At 37.5% G+C, this 20,154-nt stretch carries 19 protein-coding genes; 3 read left to right on the forward strand and 16 right to left on the reverse strand.

Features of this window, described 5'->3' with window-relative positions; all coding sequences use genetic code 11:
- Nucleotides 1-424: 424 nt before the first annotated feature.
- Nucleotides 425-2,233: an aminopeptidase P family protein gene (locus CFY84_RS07015; RefSeq protein ID WP_088823510.1), complete on the forward strand. Its 1,809-nt coding sequence runs from the start codon at nt 425-427 to the stop codon at nt 2,231-2,233.
- Nucleotides 2,234-2,287: 54 nt separating this feature from the next.
- Here CFY84_RS07015 and CFY84_RS07020 read toward each other — a convergent pair whose 3' ends face one another.
- A complete protein-coding gene (locus tag CFY84_RS07020; protein ID WP_088823511.1) occupies nt 2,288-3,697 on the reverse strand; it encodes an FAD-binding oxidoreductase in 1,410 nt (469 codons plus the stop codon).
- An 88-nt stretch (nt 3,698-3,785) separates the two neighbouring features.
- On the opposite strand from CFY84_RS07020, the gene serA reads away from it, so the two are divergent.
- Entirely contained in the window at nt 3,786-5,018 is a 1,233-nt protein-coding gene (serA, locus tag CFY84_RS07025; RefSeq protein WP_088823721.1) for a phosphoglycerate dehydrogenase, read from the forward strand.
- 180 nt (nt 5,019-5,198) lie between these two features.
- Here the strand turns inward: serA and CFY84_RS07030 are convergent, their stop codons facing one another.
- Complete coding sequence (locus CFY84_RS07030; protein ID WP_088823512.1) at nt 5,199-5,825, reverse strand: RNA ligase family protein; 627 nt, start codon at nt 5,823-5,825, stop codon at nt 5,199-5,201.
- 127 nt (nt 5,826-5,952) lie between these two features.
- A complete protein-coding gene (locus tag CFY84_RS07035; protein WP_088823513.1) occupies nt 5,953-7,119 on the reverse strand; it encodes an AAA family ATPase in 1,167 nt (388 codons plus the stop codon).
- A 796-nt stretch (nt 7,120-7,915) separates the two neighbouring features.
- Here CFY84_RS07035 and CFY84_RS07040 point away from each other — a divergent pair.
- A complete protein-coding gene (locus CFY84_RS07040; protein ID WP_088823514.1) occupies nt 7,916-8,788 on the forward strand; it encodes an EamA family transporter in 873 nt (290 codons plus the stop codon).
- Nucleotides 8,789-8,806: 18 nt separating this feature from the next.
- Here the strand turns inward: CFY84_RS07040 and CFY84_RS07045 are convergent, their stop codons facing one another.
- The 13 genes from CFY84_RS07045 to CFY84_RS11380 all read right to left on the reverse strand — a co-directional run bounded on the left by CFY84_RS07045 (nt 8,807) and on the right by CFY84_RS11380 (nt 20,118).
- A complete protein-coding gene (locus CFY84_RS07045) occupies nt 8,807-9,574 on the reverse strand; it encodes a sulfite exporter TauE/SafE family protein (RefSeq protein WP_088823515.1) in 768 nt (255 codons plus the stop codon).
- A 10-nt stretch (nt 9,575-9,584) separates the two neighbouring features.
- On the reverse strand, nt 9,585-10,493 hold the full coding sequence (truB, locus tag CFY84_RS07050) for a tRNA pseudouridine(55) synthase TruB (RefSeq protein WP_088823516.1): 909 nt from the start codon (nt 10,491-10,493) through the stop codon (nt 9,585-9,587).
- A gap of 173 nt (nt 10,494-10,666) precedes the next feature.
- Nucleotides 10,667-11,038, reverse strand: a complete 372-nt coding sequence (gene rplS / locus CFY84_RS07055) for a 50S ribosomal protein L19 (RefSeq protein ID WP_088823517.1) — start codon at nt 11,036-11,038, stop codon at nt 10,667-10,669.
- Nucleotides 11,039-11,189: 151 nt separating this feature from the next.
- Complete coding sequence (gene trmD / locus CFY84_RS07060) at nt 11,190-11,930, reverse strand: tRNA (guanosine(37)-N1)-methyltransferase TrmD (protein ID WP_088823518.1); 741 nt, start codon at nt 11,928-11,930, stop codon at nt 11,190-11,192.
- Between the two features lie 39 nt (nt 11,931-11,969).
- Nucleotides 11,970-12,518, reverse strand: a complete 549-nt coding sequence (gene rimM, locus CFY84_RS07065) for a ribosome maturation factor RimM (protein ID WP_088823519.1) — start codon at nt 12,516-12,518, stop codon at nt 11,970-11,972.
- A gap of 14 nt (nt 12,519-12,532) precedes the next feature.
- A complete protein-coding gene (gene rpsP / locus CFY84_RS07070; RefSeq protein ID WP_088823520.1) occupies nt 12,533-12,790 on the reverse strand; it encodes a 30S ribosomal protein S16 in 258 nt (85 codons plus the stop codon).
- A gap of 128 nt (nt 12,791-12,918) precedes the next feature.
- Complete coding sequence (locus tag CFY84_RS07075; RefSeq protein WP_088823521.1) at nt 12,919-13,374, reverse strand: type IV pilin protein; 456 nt, start codon at nt 13,372-13,374, stop codon at nt 12,919-12,921.
- Entirely contained in the window at nt 13,368-13,799 is a 432-nt protein-coding gene (locus CFY84_RS11375) for a prepilin-type N-terminal cleavage/methylation domain-containing protein (RefSeq protein ID WP_088823522.1), read from the reverse strand. Before CFY84_RS11375 ends, CFY84_RS07075 begins: the two co-directional genes overlap by 7 nt.
- A gap of 11 nt (nt 13,800-13,810) precedes the next feature.
- Nucleotides 13,811-17,410 carry a pilus assembly protein gene (locus CFY84_RS07085; RefSeq protein ID WP_171289057.1) on the reverse strand — a complete coding sequence of 1,200 codons (3,600 nt, stop codon included), beginning with the start codon at nt 17,408-17,410 and terminating at the stop codon, nt 13,811-13,813.
- Nucleotides 17,411-17,507: 97 nt separating this feature from the next.
- Entirely contained in the window at nt 17,508-18,305 is a 798-nt protein-coding gene (locus CFY84_RS07090) for a pilus assembly PilX family protein (RefSeq protein ID WP_088823524.1), read from the reverse strand.
- Nucleotides 18,306-19,127, reverse strand: a complete 822-nt coding sequence (locus tag CFY84_RS07095; protein WP_088823525.1) for a PilW family protein — start codon at nt 19,125-19,127, stop codon at nt 18,306-18,308. It abuts the gene before it with no gap.
- Nucleotides 19,127-19,678 carry a type IV pilus modification protein PilV gene (pilV, locus tag CFY84_RS07100; RefSeq protein WP_088823526.1) on the reverse strand — a complete coding sequence of 184 codons (552 nt, stop codon included), beginning with the start codon at nt 19,676-19,678 and terminating at the stop codon, nt 19,127-19,129. Before pilV ends, CFY84_RS07095 begins: the two co-directional genes overlap by 1 nt.
- A complete protein-coding gene (locus CFY84_RS11380; protein WP_088823527.1) occupies nt 19,678-20,118 on the reverse strand; it encodes a prepilin-type N-terminal cleavage/methylation domain-containing protein in 441 nt (146 codons plus the stop codon). The genes pilV and CFY84_RS11380 overlap by 1 nt, the downstream gene beginning before the upstream one ends.
- Nucleotides 20,119-20,154: the final 36 nt, after the last annotated feature.

The following is a 20,154-nucleotide window of genomic DNA, read 5'->3' on the forward strand; positions in this document are numbered from 1 at the left end:
CTAAGGTACAGAGCATGCTTTAATTGATGATCGATCAAAAAAACACATGTGTTGTACATGATTATGGGGACATCTGATCTTGAAACATCACAATATGCCTCAATCTTTAAATTAAGTGCATTGATGCTGAGGTCAATGAACAGACAATGCTATATAGGCATAATAAAGTGCGAAACATAGCATATTTCCACGCAAAGATCGAATCTAGACATTCTTTTAAAGATCAACCTTTTTTCGGCAAAGGACACAAATCACCTACTTGCTGAGATTAGACGAATGAAAAATATCGGTGTATCTTATTGAAATAACGATCGAATGATAAAGTGACTATCAAGCAAAATCATGTTAATTATAATTAATCATTTTATTTTTTAATGCTGACCAAATCAGCGATTCACAGAATTTAGGGTAAAGGTTGATTTTTATGACACAAGTACGATCTACCAATGAAAAAATAAAACAACTCCGCGAGCAAATGACATCGCATCATATCGCGGCTTATATTGTACCAAGTGCAGACCCGCATTTATCAGAGTATTTACCTGAGCATTGGCAAGCACGCGAATGGCTCAGTGGTTTTACCGGTTCAGCAGGTACCTTGGTTGTCACAGAAGAAGAAGCGGGTTTATGGGTGGATGCACGCTATTGGATCCAAGCAGAAAAAGAATTACAAGGCACAGATATTGCTGTTAAAAAGCTCACTTCAGAGCCTGAATCAAATTATATTTCTTGGCTAACACATAAACTTAATAGTAACGATATTGTCTCTATTGATGGGCGTGCTTTATCACTGTCACAGTTTAATAGCTTATCTACAGCGCTTCGAGAATATGACATTGCTTTGCACACCATTAAAGACTTAATTACTCCGATTTGGTCAGACCGCCCTCCTCTGCCTAATGCGCCTATTTATGCGATGGAAGATGGTCTAAATGCCTTATCACGTAAAGACAAAATCACTAAGGTCAGTGGTTATCTCAATGAACACGGTATTGATGGCCATTTTATTTCAAGCTTAGACGATATCGCTTGGATTCTAAATTTCCGTGGTCAAGATGTCGATTACAACCCTGTGTTTTTAGCACATCTTTATATAGCTAATGATAAAACCACAACCATTTTTATTGATGATGAGAAAATCACAGCTGAAGTCAGAGAGTTGCTAGATCAAGAACGTATCGAAATCCGTCCTTATGAGGATACAGGTCGTTTTCTTGCCCAATTGGAAATTAGCCGTATTTTGATCGACCCTGCACGCGTCACCATTTACCATGGCCATGCAATTGCAGATAATGTAGAAATTGTTGAAGAAATTAATCCAAGCACGCTGTTTAAAGCACGTAAAGAGCCAAGTGAAATTGATCACATCCGCAATGCCATGAAAAAAGATGGTATTGCACTGAGCCACTTTTTTGCTTGGTTAGAAAAAGCACTTGCCAATCATGAAGCGATCAGTGAATTGACCATTGATGAGAAAATCACGCAATTTCGTGCACAACAAGATGGCTTCAACGGCCCAAGCTTTCCAACTATTGCAGGTTTTAATGCCAATGGTGCCTTACCGCATTACCGTGCAACAGAAAACGACTATGCAGATATTCAAGGCAACGGTTTATTATTAATTGACTCAGGCGGTCAATATAATGACGGTACTACAGACATTACGCGTGTCGTCCCTGTGGGTGATGTGACTGAAGAGCAAAAATTTGATTATACACTGGTATTAAAAAGTCATATTGCCTTGGCAGAAGCTGCATTCCCTGAAGGCATTGCTGCACCGCTTCTAGATCCAATTGCACGCCAACCACTATGGCAACATCAATTAGATTACCGTCATGGTACTGGGCACGGCGTAGGCTTTGCACTTAATGTTCATGAAGGACCGCAAAGCATTACACATTATGCACCAATCAGTGCCAATGTAGGTATGTATGAAGGTATGGTCACATCCAATGAGCCTGGACTTTACCGCGAAGAAGAATGGGGTATTCGAATTGAAAACCTTGTGGTGAATGTCTATGCAGGTGGTGATGAATATAGCTATGGTAAATTTTTAAAATTCGAAAATTTAACTTTATGCCCAATTGACACACGTTGCATCTTGGTCGATTTACTCGATGCGTCTGAACGTAAATGGTTAAATGCATACCACGCGCAAGTCAGAACAGCACTTGAAGATGAACTTGAAGGCGATGCAAAAGCATGGCTCATTCAGCGTACTGAAGCAATTTAAGCATATAACATTAAGAATAAAAAAGAGCGACGACAGTCGCTCTTTTTTATTTAGTTAAATATCGAATAATTTACCCGGATTCATAATTAAATTGGGATCAAAAATTTGCTTTAATGCTTTCATATATTCAATTTCTTCAGCACTGCGTGTGATATGTAAATAGGGTTTTTTAGTCATCCCAACACCGTGTTCCGCAGAAATAGAACCATTGTATTTTTTAACTGTATTAAATACATGCTCATTAACAACTTGGCATTTAGCAAAAAACTCTTCTTTTGATAAATCATGCGGTTTTAAAATATTTAAATGAAGATTTCCATCACCAATATGACCAAACCAACAAATTTCGAAATCAGGATAGTTACTTTGTACAATCTCCTCAATCTCTTTGATAAAGGCAGGTACATGCGTAATGAGTACTGAAATATCATTTTTATATGGTGTATAAGGTGCAATTGATTCAGAAATGTCTTCACGTAAACGCCATAGACTTTCTACTTGCTCTAAACTTTGACTGAGTACGCCATCAAGTACCCATTCTTGCTCCATACAATGCTCAAAAATCTCCATGGCTTGATCCATAATTGGCTCATAAGGCGCCTCAAACTCAAGCAAAACATAGTATGGACATTCTGTATCAAATGGGCGCTGTACATGACCATGGTCAAGTACTTTTTGCATCGCCAATTCACCAAAAAACTCAAAGGCAGTTAAATCAATTTTACTTTGGAATGCATGCAGAATTGGCATGACTGCATCAAAATCAGGAACACCTAATACCATCACTTGTAAATCATGTGGTTTACGCTCAAGCTTAATTTCGGCTTCCGTAATAATACCTAACGTACCTTCACCACCAATAAATAAATGCTGTAATGCATAACCAGTTGCATTTTTAATCATGCCTTTATTAATATGAAGAATATCCCCTTTCCCTGTCACAACCGTCAGACCCAGCACCCAATTACGTGTCATACCATATTTAATGACTTTAATTCCGCCTGCATTGGTGGCAATATTTCCACCCATTTGGCTTGATCCAGCAGATGCAAAATCTACTGGATAATACATGTCTTGTTCTTCTGCATAACGTTGCAACTGCTCAGTAACCACACCTGCTTGAATACGCACCATCCGATCTGCAGGATAAAAATCTAAAATTTGATTCATTTTATCCAAGCTCAGCACAATTTCACCTTGGCTTGCTACAGCACCTGCAGATAATCCAGTTCGACCACCTGAGGGAGTAATGGCAATATGATGTTGATTGGCAAACTGAACGAGGGCTTGAACTTGCTCAGTGCTTGATGGAAAAACAATCACTGATGGATTCGGTTCAAAGTGCTTGGTGTAATCACTCCCCCAACTTTGCAAACTGGTAGTATCAGTTTTTATTCGATTTTCACCAACAATATTGGTGAGTTCATGGAGTAAATCGGACGATAATTGTACGGCAGTATTCATCTTGGCAAATCCAGCAAGAAATAAACAAGTTGTTACGCAATATGTTATCATACTGCGACCAACATTTGGCCTTTCTAGCGGAGCCGTAATGAGCCAACATCTCTCTCTCGATAAAGATAAAATTCGCTTTTTGTTACTTGAAGGCATTCATCAAAACGCAATTGATGCACTCCATGCTGCAGGTTATACCAACATTGAAACGCATAAAACTGCACTTGAAGGCGATGCCTTAAAAGATGCTGTTAAAGATGCGCATTTCATTGGTATACGCTCTCGTACTCAACTGACTGAAGAGATTTTTGAGGCTGCACCAAAACTAATTGCTGTTGGTTGCTTTTGTATTGGAACCAACCAAGTTGACTTAGATGCAGCCATGAACCGTGGTATCCCTGTATTTAATGCACCATTTTCAAACACACGTTCTGTGGCTGAATTGGTTTTGGCTGAATCTATTCTTTTACTGCGCGGCGTTCCTGAAAAATCAATGCAGTGTCATCGTGGCGGCTGGCAAAAAACAGCCGTTGGCTCATTTGAGACACGTGGTAAAACTTTAGGTATTGTCGGTTATGGATCAATTGGCTCTCAATTGTCTGTACTTGCAGAAAACCTAGGCATGCATGTCATTTATTATGACACAGTGACTAAATTACCAATGGGTAATGCACGCCAAGTTGGTTCACTTGATGAATTACTTGGTGAAGCAGATGTCGTTACTTTGCATGTGCCTGATTTACCATCTACACGTAACTTCTTTACCAAAGCACAGTTCGATCAAATGAAACCAGGTGCCATTTTCTTAAATGCAGCACGCGGTACATGTGTTGTGATTGAAGATTTGGCCGATGCTTTAAAATCAGGTCATTTGGCGGGTGCTGCAATTGATGTATTTCCAAAAGAGCCAAAAGGTAATAATGAAGAATTTATCTCTCCATTACGCGGTTTAGACAATGTTATCTTGACTCCGCATGTGGGTGGTTCAACCATGGAAGCGCAAGCTAACATTGGTTTTGAAGTAGCAGATAAATTTATTGCATATTCAGATAAAGGGATGACGTTATCTGCTGTGAATTTTCCTGAAATTGCAATGCCACTTGCGGCAGGTAAACATCGTTTACTGCATATTCATAAAAATATACCAGGCGTATTATCAAAAATTAATACCCTATTTGCTGAACAACATATCAACATTTCAGGTCAGTCTTTAATGACCAAAGGTGATGTAGGCTACTTAGTGGTTGACGTTGATGCATCAGCATCAAAAGAAGCACTTGATATGCTACATCAAGTTGTTGGTACAATTCGTGTTCGTGTATTGTTCTAATAAATAAGCTATATCTAAACTTAAAGCTAAGCGATAATTACCATATAATCGCTTAGCTTTTTTAATTTGTACCCTGTCTAGTCAAATTTATAAGTTAAGCTAACCCATAACTGAAGCACTTAATCATCCAAAGTAACTCTTTAGTTATTCAGTAAATATATTCATGTCATAATAAGTGAATTAACTTTCATCACTTTGTTTTAAATGATTCATTTTGATTGCTGCATGCATCCAATGTGTTGATGATTGTACATGATTGGCTCTCACGTACTTTGCTACATTTTGAGCAAAATCATCGTAATGGAAAGCATTTATATTTCTAATCACAATACCTTCTTGGCCCGCTTTAACCACTTGATTAGAAATTTCATTTAATATAGTTGATAACCCTGTTCCTATATTTAATTGTTTAATGATTGGCACATGAGTAATACCTAGTAAATCAAACCAATCTTTCGTTGTTTTAACATCTAAACAGATATTATTTTCATCCCAAATAGAAAAACCATAGAAATAAGATGCCAAGTTATCGTAAGAAATAGAATGTGTAGCAAACATATTTTCCCCACAAATCCGCCATCCATCAGGGATATTGTGTGCTATTTCAGCATGAAATCGTTTTAACCAATCCCGTGTTGGATGATAATTACTATCCAGACTACGCGCATGCATATAATTGCGAGCGAGCGTAGAACATTCCCCATCTAATTTTTCAGTGACAAGAATATCTGTGTTTAAAAAATAACTATTAAACTGTTGCTCTGTCAGCATTTTATCATCTGACGTGGCACCAGGACTAAACGGCATATGCCGTGTTCGAGGATACTTATACTTTTTACTTACAATCACAATATACGACCTAAATTAGTTTTCAATTTGAGTCACCCATTTGTTAGAAGTGCTCATGTGTATAATTCATAATATGTTTTTAAAATTAGTGGATTAAATATGTGACCTGATGTGCTTCTGATTGAGTAGGAAGCTGAAAACGTTGAATTTGTTGATCAACAATATGATCAGGCACAGGCATTGCTCTTTTTTTGTTTTGCAAGCGAATGGTAGATTCATATTTTAAGATCACTACAATGTTCACAAAGACATGATAGTTCAAAGCAACATTGATCAATTTATCTCGAAAATCTTTTCTTGTATTCGTTGCATCCCAAATCACATCTTTATTCTCTCTTAAAGCCTGTAATAATCGTTCATTCGCAATAATAAGTACTTTTTTGTTTTGTGATTGATCCGCTCTAAAAGAAACTTCTGCACGAATATCATCTAAACTTATCACCACTGTATTTTTAGTTTTAATTCCTGAAATATAAGTTGACTTACCACTCCCAATAACACCACATAATAATGTTAAAGAGCCTGGACGATTGGTAAACTTATACCGAGATGTAAACTCACTCACATGTGTGACATACCCTTCACATAAACCAAAACGACCTTTCAACATCGATAATTCATCGACCTCAATATCTTGTTGCTGACTTTCCATCAAGCTGTGGCAAATAGCTTTAAATTCCTCTAAATACATCAATTGTAAGTCTAAATCATCACAAATTCTGCCTTTCATATCTGCAACTTCTAAGTAATACAGCTGCATAAAATCACAGTCTCTTATCAACTTATAATAATGTTGATGTGCAAGATTACGAATAACAAGAAACTTTGGCTTTTGATGTTGGCCTACAAGTTCAAGAATTTCTAAATAAACAGATTGATCTAAATTCAATTCAAGCAATCGAAAGACTAAGTAAATTTTTCCAGCTTGTTCATGATTCGGAGATTTAATCCGATTTGTTTCAGAACACGTTATTGTTGTCGCAGGCTTACCAATATCATGTAACAATGCGCCTAAAATCAATGCTTGGCGCTTTTGTGGTGAAAGCGGATGTGTACTTAATAATTGATATACTTCTGACAAGACCCATGCCGTATGAATAGCAACATTCCCTTCTGCATGCCATTTTGGATCTTGTGGGGTCTCTTCTAACTTATAAAGTGCTGGAAAATATGGACCTAATACATCAAGACATTCTTCAAAAGAAGGCGTTGCTGTATACTTTAAATGATCAAGCCACTGCTCAATATTCATTTTAATACTCTACCCAAGAAAGCGTTTAACAGAGTCTACGCTTGAAAATAACTATCACTCTATGAACATCAGTCGGCTGTTTTTTATCTATAAACAACTAATAATTGATTTAATTTTTTGATTTAAATACCCAGTTGAATGAAAAATTCACTAAATTTGAGATCATCTCATTTCAAAATATACGTCTAGTCTCAACATAAAAGTTTTATGCGAATGATGTGATGGCATACACTAAGTACAATGCCTATCCATCCGTGACCAAAGTATCATGCATATGCTAAGGCGCTCTGATGAGCTGATTGTAAATATGCCAAAACAACAAAATTTTCTTACTATCACAATTCACACTGCTGTTGAGCAGCCATTTTAATGACTATACTCAAATATAAATTGAATTATATCACACTTATTTATTATTTATCTATATTTATCACACTTTATAGAGGCTAATATAGGTCACATTGGTATATCAACCATATTGATCATTCAATTATTTAATAGCAAACACTCAAAAAGTATTAATTCGTCGAAGTGAACATACTAGGACTTGTTTTAAAAATATATTTCCTGTGGGTAACTCGATATTAATATGTACTTTTCAGCTATTGTTTTAATTTTGCTCCATTAAAACCTTTATTACATTACCAAAGTTTCAAATTTCTAGTAAAAAGCTTTAGTATCTCTTGTGAAAGATTTTGCCGCTTTAATCATTTATGCAACGTACAATAGATTGCTATAAAGTGGACGAAATATACCTAACCACTCATCTTCTCAATAAATTTGAAGAAAGTTACTTATGCCCAATACATACTTTATGGCAGTGTTCTGTATGCTGTTATCTATGGTGTCTTACCAACTCAGTGCATCCATGGCAAAACAACTGATCGAACAATTAGATCCCATTACTGTTACTATTCTTCGGCTTGGTTTTGCAGCAATTATTGTTGGAATTATTTTTAAATCTTGGCGTATTTTATCGCAACTCTCGCAGTTGAAATGGCGTGATTTATTATGCTATAGCTTTGCACTCGGCTTAATGAATACCCTATTTTATGTTTCATTAGGAAAATTACCTCAAGGCATTGCTGTTGGTTTGGAATTTATTGGTCCTTTAGGATTGGCTTTTTTATCCATAAAACACAAAAATGATTTGTTTTGGGTTTTGCTTGCATGCATGGGTATTGCATTGATGGTGCCTTGGACCATGCTTAATCAACTTGAATTCTCTTTTTTTGGCGCCTCCTGTGCACTTGGTGCAGGATTATGTTGGGCATTATATATTTACTTTGGTCAGCGTGTTGTACAACAAAATATTGGTATGCATGCACTCACTATTGCCATCAGTTTATCTGTGTTGTTTTTATTACCAATTGGCATTGGCCATCATCCTCAAGCACTCATCCAAATTCAATTTTGGCCTCAAGCACTGCTGATCGCAATTTTAGCCACAGCCATTCCCTACTCACTTGATCTGCTCGCTTTAAAACAATTATCAAGCATGAGTTATGGCACACTTTCAAGTTTATCGCCTGTGCTTGCTGCATTGTCTGGTTTTATCTTTTTAAATGAATATTTAACGCTACTACAATGGCTGTCTTTATTTTTAATTATGATGGCCTCTATTGGAATTACATTAAAAGAACATCGACAACAAAAAATGGCTGAATAAATCAGCCATTTTTTTTCGTTATCCAGCAAATGTTTGATAACCGATGCGACAAATAAGCACTGTGACGAGTACTAAAAAGATTTTTCTTACAAAACCGCTTCCATACTTTAACGCCACTCGGACACCAACAACTGAGCCAATAACATTTGCAACAGCCATCATTAAACCAATACCAACCAATACATGTCCTGTTGGTATTAGAAAGCTAAGCGCTGCTAAGTTGGTCATGAAGTTACCAATTTTAGATAAAGCTGATGCATGTAAAAAATCAACACCTAAAACACGAATAAAAAAGAAAATAAAAAAACTGCCTGTCCCTGGTCCAAAAATTCCATCATAAAAACCAATCAATAGACTGCCAATCCCAGCAAAAATAAGCAACTTGGTGGTGATTTCCAATTGTGCATGGACCTGACCAAAATCCTTTTTTGCAAAGGTATAAATTGCAATCACAATCAACATCACTAAAACAAAAGGACGTAAAATTGACTGTGGAATCATAGATAAGCAAGCTGCACCTGCAAATGAACTAATTAAGGCACAAATTGCAATTACGGTAAGTAATTTCCACTGCAAAGATACTTTTTTTAGAAATGTATATGCTGCAGATGCTGTACCAAAAATTGATGACAGCTTATTGGTTCCAATGACTGTTGCGGTCTGCATTTGAGGAAAAGTACTCATTAAACCAGGGATCTGAATTAATCCACCACCACCCACAGCAGCATCAATTGCCCCTGCCGTAAATGCAAATCCAATTAAAGTTACAAGGGTCCATATATCCATATTTGATCACTTATTTTAAATTGAGAACGCGTTTAGGTACTAAACGCTTTTTATCCGTAATTTCCGCCAACCCAAGGCACAGCTCGCCATCAAATACCAAAACCTGTTCTGCTGCCGCATGGTCGATATTGCTTTCTAATCCATTTGAAAAGTAACTTGCTCGTCCTTCTGGTATTTGTACTTGTGTAAAATACGAAATAGGTTCAAATACTGGTAACAATAATGCTTCACGCTCAAGCTCAGTTAAACTTTCTAAATATTCAAGTGTATATTCGGGTATTAAATCAAAATGTCCTGTTGCAGTACGGTGTAAAGCTGTGAGATGTCCACCACAACCTAAAGCATCGCCAATATCCTCACCTAAAACACGAATATAAGTGCCTTTAGAGCATGTCACATCAAGTGTCAGACTATTCGCGGTAAATGAGAGCAGCTTTAATTGAAATATAGTGATGGGACGTGCAATTCGCTCGACATCAATGCCTTGGCGTGCAAGTTCATAGAGTGGACGACCATTTCTTTTTAATGCTGAATACATTGGTGGGATTTGTTCAATATCGCCTCTGAATTTTTCTAATACAGATTCAATCAATGCCTCATTTAAATCAGGTATAACTTGCGTTGCAACCACTTCACCCTCAGCATCTCCTGTGGCTGTGGTAACGCCCAACTTTACCGTTGTTTGATAACGTTTTACTGAGTCAAGTAAGTAATGCGAAAATTTGGTTGCTTCTCCTAAACATATAGGAAGTAGCCCTGTCGCTAAAGGATCTAATGCACCGGTATGTCCTGCTTTTTCTGCCCGAAATAAACGACGAACTTTTTGTAATGCAGTATTTGAGCTTAAACCTAATGGTTTATTCAGTAAAAATACACCATGAATTCGGCGGCGTTGCACTTTTTTTTGTACAGCAGACATACTTGATACCACGATAAAAAGACGAATTATATTAACAAATCACTGCATAAGGATTGAATGAATTTAATGGTTTTTATTAATAAGTCAATTTATCACCATCATTTTAAAGCATTCTTAAAAACAAAAAAAATGCGCTTAACTCAGCGCATTTTTTTCTTCTTACTCGAAAAAGCTTATTTTGCTTTACGAGCAGGTAATTTTTCGCGAATACGCGCAGCTTTACCAGACAACTCACGTAAGTAGTACAATTTAGCACGGCGAACATCACCACGACGTTTCACTTCAACACGTGCAACGATTGGAGAATGCGTTTGGAACACACGCTCAACACCGATACCGCTTGAAATTTTACGTACTGTGAACGCTGAATTCAAACCACGATTTTTCTTCGCAATCACAACACCTTCAAATGCTTGAAGACGCTCACGATCACCTTCTTTTACTTTAACTTGTACAATTACTGTGTCACCTGGTGCAAATGCAGGAATATCTGATCTTAATTGTGCATTTTCAACAGCTTGAACTAAAGGATGTTTACCACTCATTGTGGGAATCTCCAAGAATACGGTTGAGATTTAACTCAATGACCGCTGGGGATAGAGGCTATGGCGCATATCAACCCGTTTATCTTCCCCTTTATCATTCTTCTTGATTAAAAGAATGCATAAAGAGCCTATATCATGAACTTAAATAAATTTAAGTATTTAAATCTTTCAGCCATTTTTTTTGCTGCGGGCTCAACTCAACTTGTTCCACCAGTTCAGGGCGGCGTTCAAGTGTACGCTGATATCGCTGTAAAAAACGCCATTTTTCAATATTGCCATGATGTCCTGACTTTAATACATCAGGCACAGCTAAACCTTCAAAATGGTCAGGCTTAGTGTATTGTGGGCAATCTAATAAACCATCCACAAAAGAGTCTTGCACAGCCGATTGTTCATCAGACATCACATTGGGCAAACGCCGAATTAAACTGTCTAATAACACCATCGCAGGAAGCTCACCACCAGATAAAACGTAATCACCAATTGACCATTCCTGATCGACATACGATTGGATTAAACGCTCATCAACACCTTCATAACGTCCACAAAGTACAATGAGACCATCATATTCAATCAAGCCATGTACTTCATTTTCATGAAGTGTCTTACCTTGTGGAGACATATACACCACAGGTGAGTTGATACAACCTGCTTGCTTTGCAAGCGTTTTGGCATGCAGGATTGCTTTCGCCAATGGCTCAGCCATCATGACCATACCTGGACCACCACCATAGGGACGTTCATCCACTCTTTGGTAGCTGCCCTCAGCAAAATCACGTGGATTGATACAGTGAATCTGCACAATCTCGCGTTTTACCGCACGTCCACTGATGCCATGTGCACTAATCGCTTCAAACATTTCTGGAAAAAGTGTAATGACTGCAAAAAACATTACAGATTCCTCAATTTCCAATTACTTGTTTTAAAAAGATTAATAATCTACGCCCCAATTAACGTAAATTCGACCAGCATCTAAATCAACGTGTTGTACAACATCTTTATGCCACGGAATCATTCGCTCTTCAGAATCAACGCTATCTGGGGTTGCATGAACCACCATCACATCGTTTGCTCCTGTCTCAAACAACTCATAAATGACGCCAAGATTAATATCTTGTTCTTGCTCATCAAGACTTAAAACGGTTAATCCGGTTAAATCTGACCAGTAATATTCATCTACGCCTGCTTTTGGAAGTTGCGACTTTGAAATCCAAACATTTGCACCGACTAAACCATCTGCTGCTGTGCGATCACTCACACCTTTTAGCGAAACAACCAAGCCTTTACCATGTGGTTTCCAACGTTTGACATCCATGACTTGCCAACCATCTTTGGTTTCTACATACCAAGGCAGATAGTCAAACAAATTGCTCATGGGCTCTGTATTTGAATACACCCAAAGCCACCCATTTAAGCCATAAGCTGAACGTAGCTGTCCAATCTGAATGCGATCTTCTGGTACATTCTGTGCTGGTTTCATGGGCAATTTACCACTTATGCTGAAGCAACAGCTTTTTTAGCTTGAGTCGCTAAAGCAGCAACACGCTCAGAAGGTTGAGCACCTTGAGCAACCCAGTGTGCATAGCGATCAACATCTAAACGAAGTTTCTCTGCTTGACCTTGAGCTGTTGGGTTGAAAAAACCAATACGTTCGATGAAACGACCGTCACGTGCATTGCGGCTATCAGCAATGACAACTTGATAAAACGGACGTTTTTTAGCACCACCGCGTGCTAGACGAATTACGACCATGTTCATACTCTCACATGTTAATGAAGCTCTTTAGATTCGGCTGAACCTAAAAGGCGAACATTTTACGACATATTCACAGGAAGTGAAAGATGAATATGTCGCTTATTCTGTAAAAACAATTTAGAAACCTAATTGTCCCATGTTGATGTTGAGCTTAAAGTACAGACTCCTACACCTTTTTGCCAAAACTTTTGCCCTAAATTATCTAAGCACACTACACCATCTCCATCTTGACGCCCTCTTGCAATTGGAGTTGCCGTCAAAGTATAAGACGTTGCTGTAGTCACAGCTAACTCTATGGTATACAAAGGCGTGCCTTGACGTGGATAATTTGATCTATTATTCCCCGTAGCCACTGATGTAATTTGTCCATTAGAATTAAGAGAAGCACCACTAAAAGAATGATTAACTTGTTGATAGGATGTCAACTTTGATGCTATCTGAGTCAACTCAACTTTTACATCTTCACGATTAGCACTTACCATATAGTTCGCATATGAGGGATAAGCAATTCCAACCAGAACCCCAATTATCCCGATCACAACCAACATTTCGATTAAAGTGAACCCTTGATCTTTTACCATGTTTCTCCTCCTGTACCACAATCTGTTTTCGTGATATTAGCAAACGCAGTATTTTTACAACGCACACCTTTATTGGTTATCAGCATAGAAGCTTGTCGTGTATCAGATGTTGTATTTTGAGCAATCAATGACCAAGTTGATCCTGTGCTAGCTGCATTATTTAAGGCATTTCCTTGGTCATCAGTCAGAATTAAGTTATACCCTTGAGGTGCAACTAATACTTCATTAAAACCTTGATAGGTAAAATTTCTTGCCTTATACCGCTCCAGCAGCAAGCTAACCTGTTGTATAGACTGTATAGCACGGCTTTCATTGTTTTGACGTGCAGATTGCTGAAAACTTGGGATAGCAATTGCCATAAATATGGCAATAATTACTACAACAACGATCAATTCAATCAATGTAAATCCTTTCTGATAATTCATTATTAATCACCTTAAGGATTAACTTCACGCCAAGCTTTAATAAAGAATTTATTATTTCTATTATAAGCTTGATTTAAGAATACCCGACTACCAGAACCACCAGTCACAGTACTTCCATTTGTTTCAGTATTCGTTGGATCACCAGTCACTGATGCTGTAACTAAACCAGCACCAATTAAAGTTTCTTCTGAGTCATAGTTATTAGATAGTGAACATTTCCCATAAGGCATGCAAAATGAAGTGACTCTACTTTGTCCTTGAACACCCCCACCACAAGCCCCAGCAATACCTGATGCAGCACTATTAAATGTAGGTACAAATAAATCATTACTTACAACAATTGGCATTTGAATAACTTTTACGCTCTGCAAGCCATTAGTCGGACTTTTCCAAGCATAATACCAGCCACCTGATGCTGATGTATTTGCATCTTTGAATGGCACCATTTTAGTTGCAGCATTTGAACTTTTTAAACTAATATCTTGACTAACCATGGTTTTAGCAGCAGCAGAATACGTATATGTAGATGAACCCTCAGATTTCACCGTATCAAATAAATTACTACGTGCAACATCTCGGTCAAAAATATTATAAATACTGTCGTCTAAGTAACTAGAATTCGTTGTGGTAAATAACGGTGAGCTACGATTTCCAGAGCCTACAGATATTGCTGCAAATACTGAGCTATTAGCAGCTCTATAAATAGAAAAGGCAGGCATTTCATAGAAGCGTGGACTATATTGACGATTATTTAAGTTTAATAATCTTACCGGCTCCTTAGCAAATAAATCCAATGAAGGCGCACTATTATTTAAATCAATACGCCAAACTTGGCCACCTAAATCACCAAAATATAAATGGTCAACTAATCCATCTAAATTACGATCTACCGTTCTAATTTGGCTAACCACACTATATTCCATATTAGGTGCTGTCGTATATTTTACATTTGCACTAGTATTGTCTTTGGTTGCATTTGCGCCTGTCCACCACAGCAATTGCCCTGTGATTGCATCGAACATATATACCCCAGCACCTTTTTTATTGGTCTGATTATATGTTGCAGATTCATAGCCCTCATAACGCTTTTCTTCCCCCTCAAGAACTCCATTACCATCACTTCCACCCGCATCATAGCCACCACCAAGGAACATGACCAAGCGTTTTTCATTATTCCATCGAATCCAGTTGACTGATGGCTTAGACCAGCTTTGCCCCATATATTGTAATTCAGGGTAAAGTGTTCCAAATACATCAGTATTTTTTGAGTAAATACGCTGTGTTTGTGGATCAATATGAAATAAAATTGACGGATTATTCATATCTGAAAGGTTGAGCGCATAATAACTTCTTCCTCCCATACGCAGCCCACCATATACATATTGCTTGCCCTGAGTGTTATTTTCACCTGTACCGACCGTCACTTCGCCTGTAGAGCTATTTTTGGTCACATATTCTGTATAATTCGTCCATGGTGCATCGATGCCATAAAATAGATTACTTATTCCACCATTTACCATTTCATTAAACAAAAAAGCTTTTTTCTGTGAATTCATCATTTCATTCGGTAAAAATGCAAATTTCTCAATACCTGTTCCTGCATCTACTACATGTAACAAACCCTGTGTTGTTCCAAACAAAACGTAATCTTCTCGATTTGATGTAGTAACTTTACCTGAGCTTACCTGCACTTTTCCTTGATTGGTTAACAAAATAGGTGATGAGTGGAGTAATGCACCCATTTGTCTTAATTCTGCGACCTGTTTAAGCTGTGCCAAATTTTTTGGTAACCCATTCAAATCAACTGCAAAACCTAGTGCAGATAATAGGTAACCTCGATCAGGATCACTTGTTGCACCTGATGAGTTGGTTACAAGTGTTAGATTTAATTTTCTTAAACTCGTTTCGTCCGTCTTCACACCTTCTGCTGTAATAGCTCGATCTGTCCAAATTGTTCGATTCAAATTGTCGCCAGTTAGTCTCAAAGGAAGATTCTTTGCTGTACCACCCACAGCATCTCTCTCGCTTTCTGCCCATTCATCATATTGATTTATAATTAAACCATCTTTCAAAACATCTAAATTATTTTTTGTTTTCAAAACACCATTTGTAACTTTGTAAAGTTTTAGATTCCCAAGCCATAGTTGAAAATTTTTATCAGGCGTTGGTATAAACTGAGAAAAATATGCTTTATTGACCAAAGCCAATGGGTTTAAGTTGTCAGACGGTACAGTTGCTGCACCTGTAGTCACGGGTGGAATTGGATCCACTTCATTAACAAATGCTTTAAAACTATCAACTACATCCTTTGAGTTTGTACCAGAATACCACCGCCCTTTAGCATATATTCCCCATTTTGCAGTATTTTTTACATTTACACTTCCCGTAGATGCATCAATTGACGCAATATTGAAGGCTTCACTCTTGCCTTTATCGTATGATGGAATTGATTGAAAATCTTTACCAAAACCAACAACTGCTGTTTTAATTTGACGACCTAGCGGATTTTTATTTTTATCTAGTAATAACTGAGAAAAGTCTGCTATACACAACCACGCACTTGTATCACTAGTACCTGCTGACAACAGTGAAGAAGTACAAGTTAAACCTGATTGCTTACTGCCTAAAGCAGGTTGCATAATGTTTCTTGCAAGCGCTGTACTTGAGTTATTTGGCTCACCATCAGTTAATACATAAATACCTTGACTTGAACATGATGCATTATCTGCACTTAATGAGGCTGGTTTAACGTAGTTTGTACCACTTCTTGTATTTGAAGCAGAAGAGGTAAAACCGCTATATGTTGCACCTACAGTTGTAGTACCCATTAAATAAGCAGCAGTTTCAGCATATGCATGTGCTGTCGGTGTGCCACCTCGTGCCACTAAATTCGCAACTGCTGTTAATAACGTATCCCTTTGTGTAATTGTTTGTCGACCATTCGTACTGACGACATCATCTAAACGTCTCGCAGGAACACTCACATAGCCTCGCCGACCATCTGCATTATAAGAAAAATTAGACAAACCAATCACTTTTTCATCAGATAAAGGTGTTATGGAATCTGATCCTTGTAACAAATCATACATCCCATCCTTTACTTTAGTGATACGGTCATAAATTTTTTCAGGTGTTGTTTCATCAAGATAATAATATGTCGTGTTGACTAAATTTACGGTGCCAGTAGACGTAAATTTATAAGGTCGTAAATTTGGTGTACGTGTTAAAACAATCTTACAATCTTCAATTAAAGTTGATCGACCTGTAACTCCGCACTGATAATAGATGGGTGGGCCATCAGCGTATAATAATCCAAAAAAACCTCTGTAATACTTTTGCTCAACTTTAATGTAATAGTTTCTTTGTAGTGTTGTGGTTTCTCCCTGACAATATACTCTTACATAAGGACGCTCTGTTGTTCCACTTTCTTGATATATATTTGTATCGGTGCTGCTGATACGATAACCTGTTGGTGGATCACATGCATCGGTACCTACTTGATATGCGCTCATACTGCCAGAAATATCAAGCATCATCATTAATGTTGGTATACTTTCCGCAGTTTTATAAATTTCAATATCACTACTATGTACAGCAACTGATGGTATCATCAACAAACTTAATGGTAGAACTTTGACACACAATGTTATCTTCTTAGATTGAGAAGATAAGTTTTTATACGAACTTAAATAAGATAACAATCTCATATCAAGCCCCCCCCGCTTTTTGGAATTCATCTTGAATAAGAAGAAAATCACTAGTTAAAGTGACAAATGGAACCGCTAATACATTCAAACATTGAGAAATTGTTTGTTCAGTACTTACTTGAGATGTCGATGAGTCAGGATTAATCGGATTATTCATACGAGATCTTAAACAAGTATTGATATTCTCATTCGATGCCGAAGATAAAGTTGGCATCAGTGATACAGCATATACACGTAAGTTATAATTGACTTGTGGTGTATTTCCACCGCCTGATGTCGAGTTTAGTGATTGAATATCTGTACCCAAACTTTGCCCTTCAAAAGGTTGTGTGGTTTCGCTTGGCAAATTCTGAATAGATATTTGGGTAAGTACAGCATTCCGGCCGCTATTAAAAAAGTTATTATTGCCTGCTTGACAGTAGCCTAACACTCCATGAGAGCTGCTAGGTTGACCTTGTCCCCTTATCCATTCGGTCACACTGTATCGGATGTTAGAAAAAAATTCTGCTTGAGTTTTTTGGTAGCAAAATACAATTTCTTTACCGTCAGTAGAATTATTTCTTGATAACTCCAAAATATTACTAACTGATAGGACTAATGTTCCATTTGCATTTTGAAATTTTGATAATGCAGCATCTGAGCTCTGAAACATGATTTGTTTCGCTTGAGCATTGGTTGATATATTTAAACCCGTCATACTTTGTCTGACTGCAACAGCCCCAATAATGGTTATGAGTAATAAAACGATTACTGTAATTGCAAAAACAGCAGACCCCTGCTGATTATTTGAAAATTTCATTTAGCTCCCCAAAGCATTTCTTAACGCGACAGTCTGAATAACAACATCACGTAAAAATTGTTGTTTTACTGCCTGTGTATCTGCATTTAGTTTTACTTTTTGATCTAAAATTTGAATATCTCGGTTATTATCAATATATTTTTCTGTACCAAATGACTGGTTTGATCGCACAATAACGCCCATCTGAATACCAACTATGTTTGAAACCCCATCATAGCCTGCAATAGAAATATCTTTTAAATCATTCTTTTCATTTTTGATCATCAGTAAAACACGGAAATAATCTACACCAGCAATTACAAGCTCTCCATTACCAGATAATGCACTTAGATTACCACCTACATTAGATGTACAAGCTAACCCTCCACCTTCACGTACAAAATAGCGCTCAACGACATATCGGCTTGCTGTCACTTTCTGCCCTTGACAGTCAAAGAAGCCTTGATTCACTTGATCACTTGTTACTTGATATTGAATAGTTAACTGATCGCTCTTGACACTTACATTTGAGAAACCAACTTGTGCTTTTGTCAATAGACTTGTTGATGCGCCAGGCAAATTCTTATCAGTTAAAACAATTCCACTGTTTGAGCTTTCACCATTGACAACAGTACTTCCATTATAATTTGCCATTCGAATATTCTTAACCACATACTCTAGAGCAAAATTTGAATTTTCTTGCATTTCAGATGTTGCTTGTTGCAATGTATAACTACGCTGGGCAGAGAAAAATAATGCCAATGCTGCTGCACTCACCAATAAACCAAGTACAAGAGAAGCCATTAGCTCAACGAGTGTGAAGCCTTTTTGTAAGTTCAACATTACAAAACCTCCATTACAGTACAGGTTGAGTTATTTACATACCGAAAGCCATCTTCTTGGCTCACTGTACATGCGGTTTCTATAGTGCCGGTAGCAGCTGAAGATGATACATTGGTCGCCTTAGTTTTTCCCCAAGCAACATATATACAGCGCTTATCATTCACCGCACTTGGGCAAACGGTCATATTGAGTACCATACCAAGCGCAGTTGCAGCAGCTGCAGATTGACTAACATCAAAATCTGCTTTGGCTACTGCATTACAAAAGCTAGTAAAGCAGTTGGTTGCGAAGGTATTTTGCTTGTTTAGTCCGCCTGAAAGCTCTGTTTGATAACTTGCAATAACATCACCATTTAATCCACTATTGACTCGTATTTTTTCTGCCAAATCGCGTGCAATATTCATCGCTGCAATACGGTTATACGCTTCAGAAGATGCTTCTACTGCGCGAAGCTGCAGTGTGGCAAAACCTAAAATTCCTATTGATAAAATTAGTAGTGCAACCAACACTTCAACCAACCCCACTCCCTTTTCTAATTTCAATAAGTACATCAACAAGTCCCCATAATATCAGGCTGCTTAACGACTGAGCCAATACGCCCCAAAGTAAATACCTTGCTAACATTTAATTTAGTGTTACATACGCGAAAAGTTAACGTTTGATTTAATGTTGTTGTACCATCAAATCTAAATACAATGCTTGATATACTCGTATCTGAAACAATTAACTGTATATTCTCAGTTGGTGACCAATTGCGAGTTGTTGCTGTATCAACAGCTGTACTGTTTAAATTAACTGTTGCTTCTACACGCGCTGTTGCAGCTTGAGACCGGGCTTGAGCCAATTGATTAATTAATGCTTGCGTAGACTGATCCAGTCGCTGTTCTTCAAATAAACGTGAAAATGAAGGAGCTGCCATAGTTACAATAATTGCCATAATTGCAATTGTTACCATGAGCTCAATTAAAGTGAACCCCCGTAGAAAATTCATCTACGCCCCCGAAAATAAATAAGATAACTTAAAATA

It is taken from the genome of Acinetobacter apis (genome assembly GCF_900197575.1).
Classification (GTDB): Bacteria; Pseudomonadota; Gammaproteobacteria; order Pseudomonadales; family Moraxellaceae; genus Acinetobacter; species Acinetobacter apis.

What these genes read in the sequence shown, in the direction of transcription:
- CFY84_RS07030 (WP_088823512.1), bottom strand. Translation starts at nt 5,825, where the DNA reads ATGCCGTTTAGTCCTGGTGCCACGTCAGATGATAAAATGCTGACAGAG.
- CFY84_RS11380 (WP_088823527.1), bottom strand. Translation starts at nt 20,118, where the DNA reads ATGAATTTTCTACGGGGGTTCACTTTAATTGAGCTCATGGTAACAATT.
- CFY84_RS07035 (WP_088823513.1), bottom strand. Translation starts at nt 7,119, where the DNA reads ATGAATATTGAGCAGTGGCTTGATCATTTAAAGTATACAGCAACGCCT.
- rplS (WP_088823517.1), bottom strand. Translation starts at nt 11,038, where the DNA reads ATGAGTGGTAAACATCCTTTAGTTCAAGCTGTTGAAAATGCACAATTA.
- rimM (WP_088823519.1), bottom strand. Translation starts at nt 12,518, where the DNA reads ATGAAACCAGCACAGAATGTACCAGAAGATCGCATTCAGATTGGACAG.
- CFY84_RS07040 (WP_088823514.1), top strand. Translation starts at nt 7,916, where the DNA reads ATGCCCAATACATACTTTATGGCAGTGTTCTGTATGCTGTTATCTATG.
- serA (WP_088823721.1), top strand. Translation starts at nt 3,786, where the DNA reads ATGAGCCAACATCTCTCTCTCGATAAAGATAAAATTCGCTTTTTGTTA.
- CFY84_RS11375 (WP_088823522.1), bottom strand. Translation starts at nt 13,799, where the DNA reads ATGAATTATCAGAAAGGATTTACATTGATTGAATTGATCGTTGTTGTA.
- truB (WP_088823516.1), bottom strand. Translation starts at nt 10,493, where the DNA reads ATGTCTGCTGTACAAAAAAAAGTGCAACGCCGCCGAATTCATGGTGTA.
- CFY84_RS07090 (WP_088823524.1), bottom strand. Translation starts at nt 18,305, where the DNA reads ATGAAATTTTCAAATAATCAGCAGGGGTCTGCTGTTTTTGCAATTACA.
- CFY84_RS07045 (WP_088823515.1), bottom strand. Translation starts at nt 9,574, where the DNA reads ATGGATATATGGACCCTTGTAACTTTAATTGGATTTGCATTTACGGCA.
- trmD (WP_088823518.1), bottom strand. Translation starts at nt 11,930, where the DNA reads ATGTTTTTTGCAGTCATTACACTTTTTCCAGAAATGTTTGAAGCGATT.
- CFY84_RS07085 (WP_171289057.1), bottom strand. Translation starts at nt 17,410, where the DNA reads ATGATACCATCAGTTGCTGTACATAGTAGTGATATTGAAATTTATAAA.
- pilV (WP_088823526.1), bottom strand. Translation starts at nt 19,678, where the DNA reads ATGTACTTATTGAAATTAGAAAAGGGAGTGGGGTTGGTTGAAGTGTTG.
- rpsP (WP_088823520.1), bottom strand. Translation starts at nt 12,790, where the DNA reads ATGGTCGTAATTCGTCTAGCACGCGGTGGTGCTAAAAAACGTCCGTTT.
- CFY84_RS07015 (WP_088823510.1), top strand. Translation starts at nt 425, where the DNA reads ATGACACAAGTACGATCTACCAATGAAAAAATAAAACAACTCCGCGAG.
- CFY84_RS07095 (WP_088823525.1), bottom strand. Translation starts at nt 19,127, where the DNA reads ATGTTGAACTTACAAAAAGGCTTCACACTCGTTGAGCTAATGGCTTCT.
- CFY84_RS07075 (WP_088823521.1), bottom strand. Translation starts at nt 13,374, where the DNA reads ATGGTAAAAGATCAAGGGTTCACTTTAATCGAAATGTTGGTTGTGATC.
- CFY84_RS07020 (WP_088823511.1), bottom strand. Translation starts at nt 3,697, where the DNA reads ATGAATACTGCCGTACAATTATCGTCCGATTTACTCCATGAACTCACC.